Origin of the sequence: Ideonella margarita (assembly GCF_038066635.1) — a bacterium.
Taxonomy (GTDB): Bacteria; Pseudomonadota; Gammaproteobacteria; order Burkholderiales; family Burkholderiaceae_C; genus Ideonella; species Ideonella margarita.
Window position 1 is genome coordinate 150,676 of the sequence record NZ_JBBUTI010000002.1, and the last position, 13,632, is coordinate 164,307.

13 protein-coding genes are annotated in these 13,632 nt (G+C 63.6%); 2 read left to right on the forward strand and 11 right to left on the reverse strand.

The genetic code is table 11. The features are described from left to right. Positions 1-23: 23 nt before the first annotated feature. From AACH00_RS03665 to AACH00_RS03695, 7 genes are all read right to left on the reverse strand, one after another. On the reverse strand, positions 24-551 hold the full coding sequence (locus AACH00_RS03665; protein ID WP_341397616.1) for a shikimate kinase: 528 nt from the start codon (positions 549-551) through the stop codon (positions 24-26). A 71-nt stretch (positions 552-622) separates the two neighbouring features. After that, positions 623-2,242 carry an Ig-like domain-containing protein gene (locus AACH00_RS03670; RefSeq protein ID WP_341397617.1) on the reverse strand — a complete coding sequence of 540 codons (1,620 nt, stop codon included), beginning with the start codon at positions 2,240-2,242 and terminating at the stop codon, positions 623-625. Between the two features lie 41 nt (positions 2,243-2,283). Further along, complete coding sequence (locus AACH00_RS03675) at positions 2,284-4,461, reverse strand: type IV pilus secretin PilQ (RefSeq protein ID WP_423221888.1); 2,178 nt, start codon at positions 4,459-4,461, stop codon at positions 2,284-2,286. Next, positions 4,458-4,985 (reverse strand): pilus assembly protein PilP, encoded by a 528-nt coding sequence (locus AACH00_RS03680; protein WP_341397619.1) that lies wholly within the window; start codon positions 4,983-4,985, stop codon positions 4,458-4,460. Before AACH00_RS03680 ends, AACH00_RS03675 begins: the two co-directional genes overlap by 4 nt. After that, positions 4,982-5,683: a type IV pilus inner membrane component PilO gene (locus tag AACH00_RS03685; RefSeq protein ID WP_341397621.1), complete on the reverse strand. Its 702-nt coding sequence runs from the start codon at positions 5,681-5,683 to the stop codon at positions 4,982-4,984. The genes AACH00_RS03680 and AACH00_RS03685 overlap by 4 nt, the downstream gene beginning before the upstream one ends. Positions 5,684-5,691: 8 nt before the next feature. After that, positions 5,692-6,318 carry a PilN domain-containing protein gene (locus tag AACH00_RS03690; protein ID WP_341397622.1) on the reverse strand — a complete coding sequence of 209 codons (627 nt, stop codon included), beginning with the start codon at positions 6,316-6,318 and terminating at the stop codon, positions 5,692-5,694. Beyond that, on the reverse strand, positions 6,315-7,352 hold the full coding sequence (locus AACH00_RS03695) for a pilus assembly protein PilM (protein ID WP_341397623.1): 1,038 nt from the start codon (positions 7,350-7,352) through the stop codon (positions 6,315-6,317). Before AACH00_RS03695 ends, AACH00_RS03690 begins: the two co-directional genes overlap by 4 nt. 304 nt (positions 7,353-7,656) lie before the next feature. Between AACH00_RS03695 and AACH00_RS03700 the strand changes: the two genes are divergently transcribed. Then, the gene (locus AACH00_RS03700) at positions 7,657-10,023 is read left to right on the forward strand and encodes a penicillin-binding protein 1A (protein WP_341397624.1); all 2,367 of its coding nucleotides are present in this window, start codon (positions 7,657-7,659) and stop codon (positions 10,021-10,023) included. Between the two features lie 53 nt (positions 10,024-10,076). Here AACH00_RS03700 and cyaY read toward each other — a convergent pair whose 3' ends face one another. Continuing rightward, on the reverse strand, positions 10,077-10,412 hold the full coding sequence (gene cyaY, locus AACH00_RS03705; protein WP_423221892.1) for an iron donor protein CyaY: 336 nt from the start codon (positions 10,410-10,412) through the stop codon (positions 10,077-10,079). Positions 10,413-10,544: 132 nt separating this feature from the next. Between cyaY and lptM the strand changes: the two genes are divergently transcribed. After that, on the forward strand, positions 10,545-10,667 hold the full coding sequence (gene lptM, locus AACH00_RS03710; RefSeq protein WP_341397626.1) for an LPS translocon maturation chaperone LptM: 123 nt from the start codon (positions 10,545-10,547) through the stop codon (positions 10,665-10,667). Positions 10,668-10,694: 27 nt separating this feature from the next. Here the strand turns inward: lptM and AACH00_RS03715 are convergent, their stop codons facing one another. Genes AACH00_RS03715 through AACH00_RS03725 form a run of 3 tightly spaced genes read right to left on the reverse strand, consistent with a single transcriptional unit; the run spans position 10,695 to position 13,614 of the window. Then, the gene (locus AACH00_RS03715) at positions 10,695-11,687 is read right to left on the reverse strand and encodes an ABC transporter ATP-binding protein (RefSeq protein ID WP_341397627.1); all 993 of its coding nucleotides are present in this window, start codon (positions 11,685-11,687) and stop codon (positions 10,695-10,697) included. Then, complete coding sequence (locus tag AACH00_RS03720) at positions 11,684-12,667, reverse strand: ABC transporter ATP-binding protein (protein ID WP_341397628.1); 984 nt, start codon at positions 12,665-12,667, stop codon at positions 11,684-11,686. Before AACH00_RS03720 ends, AACH00_RS03715 begins: the two co-directional genes overlap by 4 nt. 5 nt (positions 12,668-12,672) lie before the next feature. Continuing rightward, complete coding sequence (locus tag AACH00_RS03725) at positions 12,673-13,614, reverse strand: ABC transporter permease (RefSeq protein ID WP_341397630.1); 942 nt, start codon at positions 13,612-13,614, stop codon at positions 12,673-12,675. Positions 13,615-13,632: the final 18 nt, after the last annotated feature.

A 13,632-nucleotide genomic window follows, 5' to 3' on the forward strand; every position in this document is an offset into this window, starting at 1 on the left:
CTGCAACCGAAAGATGCAGGCCTTCAGGCCTGGGGTTTGGCCGGCAGCATGTCGAGTTGCATGGCCACGAGATTGGCCAGCGTGTGCACGGACGTTCTACCGGTATCAATGCCGAAATCGGCAACCTCACGGTAAAACGGGTCACGCTCGGCAAACAGATCCCTGAGGCGCTTCAGCGGATCAACGCCTTGAAGCAGCGGGCGCTGTGTGTCATGCCGCAGCCGGCGGGCCAGGTCATCGGGTGTGGCGCGCAGGTACACCACATGATGGCCTGACCGCTTGATCTGTGCGCGATTGGCTTCCCGCAGCACAGCGCCACCACCGGTGGCCACCACCAGGTCTGGTCGAGCACAGAGCTCGGCGATCACCTGCTGCTCATGGTCCCGGAAACTTTGTTCACCGTACTGCTCGAAGTGGACGCGGATGCTGGTTCCCAGCTGGCGTTCGATTTCGGTGTCGGCATCGACGAACTGCAAGTTCATCAGACGCGCCACATGCCTACCCACCGTGGACTTGCCGCTACCCGGCAAGCCAACCAGAACCACACTCATGACTGACCCACATGTAAAAAAGCCCGCAGAGGCATGCACCTCTGCGGGCCCGAAGCGTAGCTGGAGTCTACTCAATTCGCATTCGCGCACGAACTCGACTGGCCGTAAGGGCTCAGCCAGAACGCCGGCGTCGCGGTGGTGATGGCCAGCACATCGGACGGCACCTTCGTGAGGCCCGAGAACTGCGCCGTGCCTTCAGTGCCAGCGACACCGTTTGCAGACACCGTGATGCCGTAGTTCACCCAGCTCGCCTTGTCTTGCGGATAGACCAGGCGCAGGAACACCATGCCGTTGCTGTTGGTGAGGTTCGAACCGTTGAAGCTCAGGGACGCGTCTGCCTTGCGAGGCTCAATCGAGCCACTGCCATTGGTGTCTTCAGCGATGCTCAAGACGCCATTGCGGTCCACGTCCTCGTTGGTGCAGCTGGCGGTAATCGTCTGGCCCCAGGCTCCGTTCGCCAGATTCCAACGGCCCTTGTGATAGGCGGGCAGATCAAGCGTGGCGCTCACAGCGACATTCGACATGGCGAAGCCGGCGGAATTGACCACCATCACCACGTAATCGAGCACGTAGGTCAGCTTGTCGCTGCCTTCGGCGATGCTGCCGTTGGCGCCGATGCTCACCGACAGCGGCTCAGCCGTCACGGTCAGCTTCACATCCACCGGGTTCGGGCAGACACCGACTGCAAAGTCGCTGTAGTCCCAGCAGGCACGAACAGTGACGCCATCGGTCGGGCTGGAGCGCGTGCCAGGCACGTAAGACGTGCTCACGATGCCGTTGGCGCTCGAATACAGCAGGTTGGATCCGGCCGAGATCGTGCCGCCAATGCTGTTCGGATCCGGCAACTCGAATCGCACGCGAACATTTTCCACCGGCCGGTTGGCAGCAGCCACGAACAGGGCCCGGATTTCAGTCTGGTTGGACGTGCCCGTCGAGTTGACCGGAACCGTCTTCGGATTTGCCGACAGCGACGCGGACGTCACCGGGCCGACGGCCACGGGAATGTTGCTGTTCGTCGACTGCACCTGGACGGTCTGGTTCAGAGACACACCACCGGCTGTCGCCGTGATCGTCAATGGGCCGCTCGTGGTCGGTGCGGTGAAATCGAAGCGGTACTCACCCGATGAGTTGGTGATGCCAGTCGCGCCAGCGAGACCTGGCGCCGTGACCACCACCTCTTGCCCAGGCAAGGCATTGGAATTGGAATCCGAGACCTTGTAGTTCACATAACCGGCACCGCCAGGCACCACGGTCGAGGTCAACGTAGCCGTGATCTTGGTGCCCGTGACCAGGATGGTGGCGCTGCGGCTGAGGGAGCCAGACGTGACCGTGACGGTGATGATGCGGTTGGATCGGTCAGAGCCGATGCCGACCGTGGCGGAGGCCTTGCCGGAGGAATCGGTGCTTGAAGAGCCGACTGACGCGACCGCGTTGTTGTTCACGGCGAAAGTCACGTTGGCACCGGACACTGCATTCCGGTTACCGTCCACGGCCGTTGCCGTTGCGGTCACGGTCTCGAGGCCGGTATTGACCAGTTGCTGGGTGCTCAGCGTCAGGACCAGATCAGACACGGTGCTCGTGGTCGATCCACCACCAAACCCCGAGGTGCCCGAGTCAGACCCACCACCGCCACAGGCGGTCATCAAGACCGTGGCGGCCACTGCCAGCCACGTGCCAAATTTCTTGTGCATTCCAATTGCTCCCATGTCTACGCGCGCAGCCTCGGCAAATTTCAGCGGGCTGCGGAACGATCCGTCACGACCTTCGGCGTGATGAACACCAGCAACTCAGTGCGGTTGCTGTAGCGGACCGTGTTCTTGAACAGATTGCCGACCACCGGCAGATCGCCCAGGAACGGCACCTTGTTGGTTTCGTCGCGGTCGTTCTGCGTGAAGATACCGCCAATCACCACCGTGCCGCCGTTCTCTACCAGCACCTGCGTCTTCACATGCTTGGTGTTGATGGCAGGGCCGGCGTTGGTCAACTCACCGCGGCTGTCCTTGTTCACGTCCACGTCGAGAATCACATTGCCTTCTGGCGTGATCTGCGGCGTGACTTCCAGCTTCAGGCTGGCCTTCTTGAACTGGATCGACGTGGCGCCGCTGGACGTGGCCACGTTGTAAGGCAGCTCTTCACCCTGTTCGATCAAGGCCTTGACCTGGTCGGCAGTGATGACGCGCGGGCTCGAGACGATCTTGCCCTTGCCTTCAGCTTCAAGTGCCGACAGTTCCAGGTTCAGGAAACGGTTGGCAGAAGCACTGAACAGCGACAGCGCGAAGGTTGCTGCCGAAGCGGTGCTGATGTTCGAGGTCGATGCCGGCAGGCTGACAAACTGGGTGTTGGTAAACGCCGTATCCGTCGTCTGCTGCAGGGTCTGGTAGCCCACGCCGTTGTAGTTGCCGCCGATGGTGACGTTGTTGCCACCACCCACGTTGTAGCCCGGGGTGCCGCCGCGCAGGCCACGCATGTCTGCGGTGCCGAGCTTCACACCGAGCGCGCGGCCAAACTTGTCATCAGCCTCGACGATGCGCGCCTCGATCAGCACCTGACGCACCGGCACGTCGATCTTGGCGATCATCATCGCCACTTCTTCAAGCTTCGACGGGACGTCCGAGACGAACAGCTGGTTGGTCCGGGTTTCGAACAGCACCGTGCCGCGAGGCGACAGGATGCGCGTGGTGGTGTTGTTGCCGCCGCTGCCAGAGTTGGTCGTCGTGCCAATCAGGCCGCGGGCCACTTCCTCAGCCTTGGTGTAGTTCAACTGGAACGACTGCGTGCGCACCGGCTCCAGATCAGCGATCTTCTTCTTGGCTTCCAGATCGATCTGCTCCTTGGCAGCCAGTTCGTCCTTCGGCGCAATCCAGAGCACATTGCCCGACTTGCGCATGCCCAGGCCCTTGCTCTGCAGAATGATGTCGAGGGCGTGATCCCACGGCACATCCTTCAGGCGCAGCGTCGAGGTGCCGGTCACGGTATCGCTGGTCACCACGTTGAAGTTGGTGAAGTCAGCGATGACCTGCAGCAGCGCGCGCACTTCGATGTTCTGGAAGTTCAGCGACAGCTTTTCGCCCTGGTAGGTCGGACCCTGCGTGACCTTGTTCGGGTCCATCCGCACGGGCCGCACTTCCAGCACGAACTGGTTGTCGGTCTGGTAAGCGCTGTGTTCCCAGGCGCCGCGGGGCTCGATGACCATGCGGACACGGTCACCAGTCTGTGCCATCGACACGGCCTGCACAGGCGAGCCGAAGTCGGACACATCCAGGCGACGGCGCAGGTTCTCGGGCAGCGACGAGCGCAGGAACTCGACGACGAGGTTCTGGCCCTGCTGGCGCAGATCGACGCCCACCTGGGTGTTCACCAGGCCGACGATGACACGGCCAGCGCCATCCGGGCCACGCCGGAAGTCGATGTCGCGGATCGGCAGCGGGTCAGCATTCTGGCTGGCGGCGAAATGCACGGGCGGCGTGGAGGCCGAGGTCGGTGCAGCGCCCACGGCCGCAGCCTGATCCAGCAGGATCAGCAAGGTCTTGCCCTGGATTTCAGTGCGGTAGGTTGCAGCTTGCCGCAGGCTCAGCACCAGACGGGTCCGGTCACCGGAGTTCGCCACGTTCACCGCGCGAACATTCCCCTGGTTCACATCCACCGATGGACGGCCCAGCGCGTTCACCACGCCCGGCAGGTCGATCGCCACGCGGGGCGGCGATTGCACCGAGAAGCCAGCCGGCAATGCCGTGAGCGCCTCGCTCAGCTCCACCCGCACCACCTCGCCGCCCGCCTGCTGGGCAGCGGTGATACCGCGGATCATGTTCTGGGCCCAACCCATGGCGGGCATGGTCATCAAGCCCAAAGTAAGGACAACGGCCCCTGCGTAGCGACTCCGCATCGTGCGTGACTCCAACCTGTTATTCATCGCGCCGTCTCCTGCAATTGGAGCGTACTGTTGCGCTCGATCCATTCACCCGCCGCGTCCTGAACGATTTCGCGCAAGGTGATTTCCGTTTCGGTGATCTTGGTGATCTTCCCGTAGTTCAGCCCCAGGTACTCGCCGACCTTCACATAGTGAAGCAGGGCCTCGACCTTCAGAATTGCGTACTGGCGCTTGTCGCGTGTCATGCTGCCGACCATCACCATGCCGTCCAGCGGGAAGGCCTCCAGAGGCTCCTTGCGGCGCTTGGCTTCCGACGCCAGCATGGCACCGGACTGGTTCGCATCCAGCTTGTTGCCCGAGGACATCTTCTGCGCACCGAACGGGTCAACCGCACCCAGGCCGGTGTAGGCCTGCGGCGTGAACTTCTTTGGCGCGGCGATGGGCTCGACGCTCGGCTTGACTTCCTGCTTCTGCTGATCCATCCAGGCCTTCAATTCGTCGTCATCCGACGAGCAGGCGCCCAGGCAGGCCAGCAGGCAGAGGCTGGCTATCCAACGTTGATTCATGGCGCGTCCTTGGGCTTGGCGCCGTTCTTGCGCGCGGCAGCCGCATTGCGCTTGACCTCGGCCACTTCGGCGGCGTCGAGGTAGCGGTAGGTGCGTGCGGTGGCTTCCATCGTGAGCGGGCCGTTGCTGTCCTTGCCAGCCGGCGACACCACGAGGTTGTGCAGCGTCACGATCCGGGACAGGTTGGCCACGTCGCCGGCGAACGAGCCGATGTCGTGATACGCGCCAGAGACCTTGATCGAGATCGGCAGCTCGGCGTAGTAATCCTTCACCACGATCTGGCCGGGCTTGAACAGCTCGAACTGCAGACCACGGCCAGCACCCGCCTGGTTGATGTCGGACAGCAGCGCATCCATTTCGGCCTTGCCGGGCAGCTGCTTTTCGAGCTGGGTCACGTATTCCTGAACCAGCTCCTTCTGCTTCTTCAGCTCATCCAGGTTGATGGCCTGGGTCAGCTTGATGCGGTACTCATTGCGCAGGTTGGGCTCCTTGGCCCGCTCGGCGGTGAGGTTGTCGTCTTCCTCGCTCAGCACCACCAGCCAGCCGAGGATCACCACGGCCACCATGGCGGCCAGCCATGCCACGATCTTGGGCAGCAGCGGCCATTGGCCTGGTTCTTTGGGGTTGAGTTCCCGGAACTGGGAGAGGCCGCCACGCAGTGCAGCCCCGACATCGATGTTTTTGCCTATCGTCGCCATCTTCTACCTCACGACGCCTGCGGGGCAGAAGCTGCCGGGGGGCGGGCCACTGCACCACTGGCGGCACCCGCCGGGGCTTGCGGCCGCTTCAGGCTGACCTTCATGGAGAAATCAAACAGCTTTCGCTGGGCCTTGCCAACAGTCACGTTGGTAGCCTTGATTTCGACCAATTCAGGCTTCTCCAGCCACTGAGAGTTGTAAGCCGCGTTTCGAATGAATTCAGAGACCCGCTCCTGCGACTGGGCCAGACCCTGGAACGTCACCACGCTGCCGACCTGGCGGATGTTGGTCAGGTACACGCCTTCCGGCGTCTGCTTGACGAGTTCGTCCAGCAGGTAGACCGGCACATTGCGGTCGGCCTGCAAGTCTTCCACGGCCTTCTGGCGCGCCTTCAAGGCTTCAATTTCATCCTTGAGGTTGGCAATGTCCTTGATGCGCTCTTCAAGTTCCTTGATGGCCTCGGTCAGGTAGCGGTTGCGGCCCTGCTGCACAGAGATCATCTGTTGCAACACGCCAAACCACAGCACCACCAGGCCCACGCCCACCAGGGACGCCAATCCCAAAGCCGAGAAGAACGCACGCTTGCGTTCCTGTCGGCGCGCCTCACGGTGAGGCAACAGGTTGATCAGAATCACTGCACAAACCTCCGCATGGCCAGCCCGCACGCGGTCAGGTAAGAAGGCGCCTCGCGACGCAGCTTCGCTTCACGCACCGAGGATGCGATCTTCATGGTCTCGAACGGGTTGACCACCTTGGACGAAAACCCGGTGACATCCTTGACGCGTTCACGCAGGCCAGGCATCGACGCCGTGCCGCCCGCCAGCATCACGTAGTGCACCTTGTGGTGCGGCGTGCTGGTGAAGAAGTACTGAAGCGCCCGTCCGATTTCATGGGCCAGGCTGTCGACGAACGGCGTCAGCAGCGACGACTCGTAGTCCTCGGGCAGATCGCCAGCCAGCTTCTTCTGCTCGGCTTCTTCGTACGAAAAACCGTACTGACGTGAAATCAGCTGGGTCAACTGCGAGCCGCCGAACGATTGGTCTCGGTCGTACAGCATTTCGTCTTCGCGCAGCACCTTCAGGCTCGTGGTGTCAGCGCCGATCTCGAACAGGGCCACCAGCGCGTCCTTGCCGCGGTCAGGCAGGGCCTGGATCAGACGCCCCATTGCCAGGCGCGACGCATGTGATTCGATGTCGAGCACCACAGGCGTCAGGCCGGCGGCTTCCGCCAGGCCTTGGCGGTCTTGCACACGGTCCTTGCGGGAAGCCGCGATCAACACGTCAACATCACCGACAGACGTGGCGTTAGGGCCGATGACGCAGAAATCCAGGCTGACTTCGTCCAGCGAGAACGGAATGTACTGGTGGGCCTCGGACTCAACCTGAAGCTCCATCTCGTCTTCACGAAGGCCCGCAGGCAGCACGATGCGCTTGGTGATGACAGCCGATTGCGGCATGGCCATCACGACCTGGCGCGTCTTGGTGCCGCTCCGGCTGACCACGCGGCGCACGGCATCGGCGACCTCATCGAATTTTTCGATCTGGCCGTCGACGATCCAGCCCTTTTCAAAAGGCTCGCTGGCAAGACGCTCCAGCACCAATTCCCCGGACGTTGATTGGCTCAGCTCCACCAGCTTGACGCTGGATGAACTGATATCCAGACCGATCATCTGGGGATGTTTCTGGCCGAGAAGGCGATCTAGAAATCCCACGAGACAAGGCTCCCGCTGCGCCGCGAGCGACGCGAAGTTAACAAAGCACTTCAATGCTAGCAGCAAGACTCTTGAGCAACAAAGGATTAAGGACCGTATGAACTCGGGGCACGTTGCTCTCGCCCGACGACATTCGTAAGCATTTGCTGCCCAACCCATCAGGGTTTGCCCGTGCGTTGCACCTGTCGTGAAGTCAAAGTCTTCTGCAAGCCGCGTGCCATGGCGCCGGTTCCTATAATCCGGCTGCCCCAATGGGATCCTCATGAGCGACCAAGACACCAACCAACACACCGCCCCTGCCAAACCGGGCAACAGCGTCTCAAACGGCTTCGGGCGCTGGCTGGGCAAGGTGCTGCTCGGCCTGCTCGGCACGGGCCTGGCGCTGATTTTTGCGGGCGTCATCTGCGGCGGCATTGCCCTGGCTGTGGCCTACCCAGCCCTGCCGGAGCTGGACTCGATCACCGATTACCGGCCCAAGTTGCCGATGCGGATTTACTCGGCTGACGGCCAGTTGCTGGGGGAATACGGCGACGAACACCGCCAGTTCACCCCCGTGACGGAGATTCCCAAGGTGATGAAAGAGGCTGTTCTCGCGATCGAGGACGCCCGGTTCTATCAGCACAGTGGCGTCGACTATCTCGGGGTGATTCGCGCCGGGGTGGCGCAATTTGGCTCGATGGGCAGCCAGGGCGCATCGACGATCACGATGCAGGTGGCCAGAAACTTTTACCTGTCTGCAGAAAAGACGCTCACCCGCAAACTTTACGAAGTGCTGCTGGCGTTGAAGATCGAAAGCCAGCTGACCAAGGACCAGATCCTGGAGGTCTACATGAACCAGATTTATCTGGGTCAGCGGGCCCATGGTTTTGCAGCTGCCAGCGAGATTTATTTCGGCAAGCCGCTGAAGGACATCTCTGTGGCCGAAGCCGCGATGCTGGCCGGCCTGCCCAAGGCGCCATCGGCTTACAACCCGATTGCCAACCCCAGGCGCGCCACGCTGCGGCAGCAATACATCATCGACCGGATGCTGGACAACGGCTTCATCACCGAAGAGCAGCACAAGCAGGCCAAGGCAGAGGTGCTGAAGTACCGGGCGTCCAACGAGATGCCCGTGCATGCCGAATACGTGGCGGAAGCAGCGCGACAACTGGTGTTCAGCCAATACGGCGCGGACACCTACACCCGGGGCTTGAACGTCACCTTGACGGTCAAGGCGGGCGACCAGATGGCCGCCTACCGCGCCCTGCGCAAGGGTTTGATGGACTACGAGAAGCGGCAGGTCTACCGCGGCCCGGAAGCCTATGTCGATCTGCCCGCCGACCCCAAGGCCCTGGACACCCGCATCGCCGAAGCACTGGCAGACCATCCCGACAACGACGAGCTGAAGGCTGCCGTGGTGCTGGAAGCCTCGCCGAAGAAGGTGGTGGTGGCCCTGCAATCCGGCGAGTCGGTGACGCTGACGGGTGAGGGCCTGCGCCCCGCCACGTCAGGTTTGTCTGACAAGGCCGACCCCAAGGTGCAGGTGCGCCGCGGCGCCATCGTCCGGGTGATCAAGGGCGCAAAAGACGCCTGGTTCATCACCCAGCAGCCCGAAGTGGAAGGCGCGTTCGTGGCCATGGAGCCACAAACCGGTGCCATCCGGGCCCTGGTAGGCGGCTTTGATTTTGGCAAGAACAAGTTCAACCACGTGACCCAGGCCTGGCGTCAGCCGGGCTCCAGCTTCAAGCCCTTCATCTACTCGGCGGCACTGGAAAAGGGCTTCACGCCCGCCACCGTGGTGAACGACGCGCCCTTGTTCTTCGATGCGGGCAGCACCGGCAGCCAGCCCTGGGAGCCCAAGAACTACGACGGCACCTTTGACGGTCCGATGCCCTTGCGACGCGCCCTGGCGAAGTCCAAGAACATGGTGTCGATCCGCATCCTGCAATCCATCGGCGTGCCTTACGCCCGGGACTGGATCACCCGTTTCGGTTTCGAGCGCGAGAAGCACGACCCTTACCTCACCATGGCGCTCGGCGCCGGCTCGGTCACACCGATGCAGATGGCCACCGCCTACAGCGTGTTCGCCAATGGTGGCTACCGAGTCAACCCAGTGCTGATCGCCCGCATCACCGACACACGCGGCAAGGTGCTGCATGAAACAGCCATGCAGGCGCCAGATGAATCGCTGCGGGTGGTGGAGGCGCGCAATGCCTTCGTGATGAGCAGCCTGCTGCAGGAAGTGACCCGGTCCGGCACCGCGGCACGCGCACAGGCCACCCTGAAGCGGCCTGACGTCTACGGCAAGACCGGCACGACCAATGATTCGATGGACGCCTGGTTCGGCGGCTATCACCCGAGCCTGGCGGCGGTGGTGTGGATCGGCTATGACAACCCGCGCAAGCTCGGCGACCGGGAAACCGGCGGCGGGCTGTCGCTGCCCGTGTGGATCGAGTTCATGCAGCACGCCCTGAAGGGTGTGCCGGTGGCCGAGATGGTGCCACCGGAGGGCGTCGTGAATGTGGGTGGCGAGTGGTTCTATACCGAATTCAGCCAAGGCCAGGGCGTAGGCTCGCTGGGGGCCGAGGAGCGCTCACCGGGCCGGCCGAGCGACGAGGAAAAGAAGGGCATCCTCGACCTGTTCCGCTGAGGAACCGCGGGCGGGTCGAGCCGGGGCAGGCCCGACAGCTCGCCCGCCGCACCTCAAGCGGCGGAGGCAAACACCAGCGCTTGTCCGGCCTGGGCCGTGGCCTGCTTCGACAGGCTGGCGAAGAACTCGCTGCCGTCGCGCGTGTCCACCCACTGTCCATCCAGGAAACGGTAGTGGTGGCCACCGGCGCGCGCCGCCATCCACAACTCATGCAGCGGCGCCTGGGTGTTCAGGATGATCTTGCTGCCGTTCGGAAACGTCATCTCCAGCACCCCGCCGTTGCGGTGGGTATCGATGTCGATCACGTCGTCGTCGAGCCAGCGGTCCACATGGCTTTCGACTGCTGCCAGGATGGCTGCGGTGGCGCGGTGGTACTCGGCATCAGACAGGATATGGGCGCTCATGGTGGGTAAGATCCGGGCATGAAAAGTTCAATGGCGCCCAGTGTAGTGGCGAGTCTCCAACCCTCCTCGCAACACCCCTGCCCGGCTCTAAGCCGTGCACTCAGCGGGCGCAGCGTGATGTGTGCGGTGGCAGTCATGCTGATGCTCACCGCCTGCGGCCAGCGTGGCCCGCTGGTGCTGCCGAAGCCGGCCCAGCAAGCGGCCAGCGGCACGCCGGCCGCCAGCGCACTCGCTCGCTGAAATCCTGTCAGGCCCGCGCGCCTGACCTTACAGCCACCCCTGCTGCACCGCGTGGCAGGCCACCTGGCTGTCACCATCCACCACCAGCTCCGGCCGCTCCGCTTTGCACACCGCGCGAGCGTGCGGGCAGCGCGGATGAAAAGCGCAACCGGTTGGTGGATTCATCGGATTGGGCACTTCGCCAATCACCGGGCTGCGCTGCCGCCCTGTCATCCGTACATCCGGAATGGCGTCCAGCAGCATCTGCGTGTACGGGTGGCGCGGCGCACTGAAGACCGTGCGTTTCGGCGCCACCTCGACCAGGCGGCCCAGGTACATCACGCCAACGTCGTCGGCCACGTGCTGCACTACGGCCAGGTTGTGCGATATGAACAGATAGGTCAGCCCGCGCTCTTGCTGCAGGTCCTTCATCAGGTTCAGCACCTGCGCCTGCACCGACACATCGAGCGCGGACGTCGGCTCGTCACACACCAGAAACTCGGGCTGGCTGGCCAAGGCACGCGCGATGGAGATTCGCTGCCGCTGCCCACCCGAGAACTGGTGCGGAAAGCGGGCAGCATCCGACGCCGACAGGCCCACGCCCTGGAGCAGCTGCGCCACCCGGTCATTCACCTCGGTGTCATCGGTGAGGATGCGATGCTCCCGCAGTGGCTCAGCCACGATGTCAGACACGCGCCAGCGCGGGTTCAAGCTGGCGTACGGGTCCTGGAAGATCATCTGCATGCGTTGCCGGAGCGCCGTGCCTTGCGGCCCCTTCAGCGCGCCGGTCAGCTCGACCTGGTCGAACAAGACCTGGCCGCGCGTGGCCTCATGCAGGCCCACGAGCAAACGCGCGACCGTGCTTTTGCCGCAGCCTGATTCACCCACCAGCGCGAACGTCTTGCCGCGCTGGATGCTGAAACTGACGTTGTCCACCGCATGGACAAACTGCCGGGGCTGGCGCTCAATCACCCGGTTCAGCCACGGCGCCGACACGTCGAACACTTTGGCCAGGCCTTTCACCTCCACCAGCGCGCTCATGCCGCCACCTCCGCTTGAGCGTCGCGCAGCAACCAGCAAGCGGCCGATGTAGGCCCCGCACGGAGCAGCGTCGGCCGCGCTTGCCGGCAATGCTCGGTAGCACGGTCGCAGCGCGGGTGAAAGGCGCAGCCTTCAGGCATCGCATTCAGGCGCGGCATGCTGCCGTCGATCTGCAGCAGGCGATCCCGAGACTCCCCCATCACCGGAATCGCCCCCATCAAGCCCTGCGTGTAGGGGTGGGCCGGGGCATGCAGCACCTGCTGTACAGGGCCGATTTCCACCACTCGCCCGGCGTACATCACCGCCACCCGGTCACAGGTTTCAGCAATCACGCCCATGTCGTGGGTCACCAGCATCACCGCAGTGCCCTGCTCCTTGGCCAACTGCCGCAGCAAGGCAATGATCTGCGCCTGGATGGACACGTCCAGTGCCGTCGTCGGCTCATCTGCCACGATCAGCCGCGGCTCAGCCGCCAGCGCCAGCGCAATGACGACCCGCTGGCGCATGCCGCCAGAAAACTGGTGCGGGTATTGATCAACCCGCGCTTCAGGCGCCGGAATGCCGGTCTTGCGCAGCAGGTCCACCGCCCGAACGCGCGCCTCGGCGGCACTCAGCGGCAGGTGGGTCACGATGGTCTCGACCAGTTGCTGGCCCACGGTGTAGAGCGGGTTGAGGGAGGTCAGCGGATCCTGGAAGATGGCGCCGATGCGCCGGCCGCGCACGTGCCGCCATTGGGCCTCTGTGAGGTTGTCGATGCGCTCACCTTCCAGCCGGATTTCACCGCCGGCCACACGGCCGGGTGGCTCCAGCAAGCCGATGATGGCGGCGCCCGTGAGCGACTTGCCGGCCCCCGACTCACCGACAACGCCGAGGATTTCACCGGCCTCGATGTGGAAACTCACGTCGTCCAGCGCCAGCAACTTGCCGTGGCGCGTGGGGAACTCCACCCGCAGGCGGTCAACTTCAAGCAACGCGGCCATGCGGCTTACCTCAGTCGGGGATTGAGCGCATCGCGCAGCCAGTCCCCCAGCAAATTCACGGACAAGGCGATCATCACCAGCATCACGCCGGGAAACAGGGTGATCCACCATTCGCCGGCAAACAGGTATTCCTGGCCGATGCGGATCAACGTGCCCAGGGACGGGCTGGTGGGTGGCACCCCGACGCCCAGGTAAGACAGGGCCGCTTCGGTCTGGATGGCCAGGGCGACCTGGATGGTGGCGATCACCATCACCGGGCCCAGCACGTTGGGCAGCACATGGCGGAGCATGATGCGCCAGGGCTTCACGCCAATGACCTGCGCCGCCTGCACATATTCCTTGCGCCGCTCTACCAGCGTCGAGCCCCTCACCGTGCGGGCGTATTGCACCCAGCCGGTCAAGGAAATGGAAAGGATGAGCACGGCAAACGCCAGCGTGTCGTGCGCGTTGGGGAACAAGGCGCGACCGACGCCGTCGATCAGCAAGGCCACCAGAATCGCCGGGAACGAGAGCATCACATCGCAGACCCGCATGATCAGCGCATCGACGCGGCCACCCACGAAGCCGGAGAGCAGGCCCAGGCCGACGCCCACCAGCATCGACAGCAGCACCGAGGCGATGCTCACGAGCAGCGAGATGCGCGCGCCGTACATCAGCGCGGAAAGGATGTCTCGGCCCTGATCGTCGGTGCCGAGCACGAACTTGGCGCTGCCCTCAGGCACCCAGGCCGGCGGCAGCCGCGCGTCCATCAACTCCAGCTGAGACAAATCGTACGGGTTGTGCGGCGCCAGCCAGGGCGCCAGAAAGGCGCCGAGCAGGCAGACCAGCGCCACCAGGGCGGCCGCCATGGCGGTGCGTGACTGGCAGAAGCTGTACCAGACATCGCTGGCGCGCCATCGCGCCAGCCAGCCCGCCGGGCGGGGTTGTGGGGAAGTGGAAGTGGTCATCGCAGGCTTGTGAGTTCG

Coding starts and splice junctions, on each gene's coding strand:
- AACH00_RS03720 (WP_341397628.1), bottom strand. CDS start 12,667: ATGGCCGCGTTGCTTGAAGTTGACCGCCTGCGGGTGGAGTTCCCCACG.
- AACH00_RS03670 (WP_341397617.1), bottom strand. CDS start 2,242: ATGCACAAGAAATTTGGCACGTGGCTGGCAGTGGCCGCCACGGTCTTG.
- AACH00_RS03680 (WP_341397619.1), bottom strand. CDS start 4,985: ATGAATCAACGTTGGATAGCCAGCCTCTGCCTGCTGGCCTGCCTGGGC.
- AACH00_RS03685 (WP_341397621.1), bottom strand. CDS start 5,683: ATGGCGACGATAGGCAAAAACATCGATGTCGGGGCTGCACTGCGTGGC.
- AACH00_RS03675 (WP_423221888.1), bottom strand. CDS start 4,461: ATGAATAACAGGTTGGAGTCACGCACGATGCGGAGTCGCTACGCAGGG.
- AACH00_RS03725 (WP_341397630.1), bottom strand. CDS start 13,614: ATGACCACTTCCACTTCCCCACAACCCCGCCCGGCGGGCTGGCTGGCG.
- AACH00_RS03700 (WP_341397624.1), top strand. CDS start 7,657: ATGAGCGACCAAGACACCAACCAACACACCGCCCCTGCCAAACCGGGC.
- AACH00_RS03665 (WP_341397616.1), bottom strand. CDS start 551: ATGAGTGTGGTTCTGGTTGGCTTGCCGGGTAGCGGCAAGTCCACGGTG.
- AACH00_RS03695 (WP_341397623.1), bottom strand. CDS start 7,352: ATGATCGGTCTGGATATCAGTTCATCCAGCGTCAAGCTGGTGGAGCTG.
- lptM (WP_341397626.1), top strand. CDS start 10,545: ATGTGTGCGGTGGCAGTCATGCTGATGCTCACCGCCTGCGGCCAGCGT.
- AACH00_RS03715 (WP_341397627.1), bottom strand. CDS start 11,687: ATGAGCGCGCTGGTGGAGGTGAAAGGCCTGGCCAAAGTGTTCGACGTG.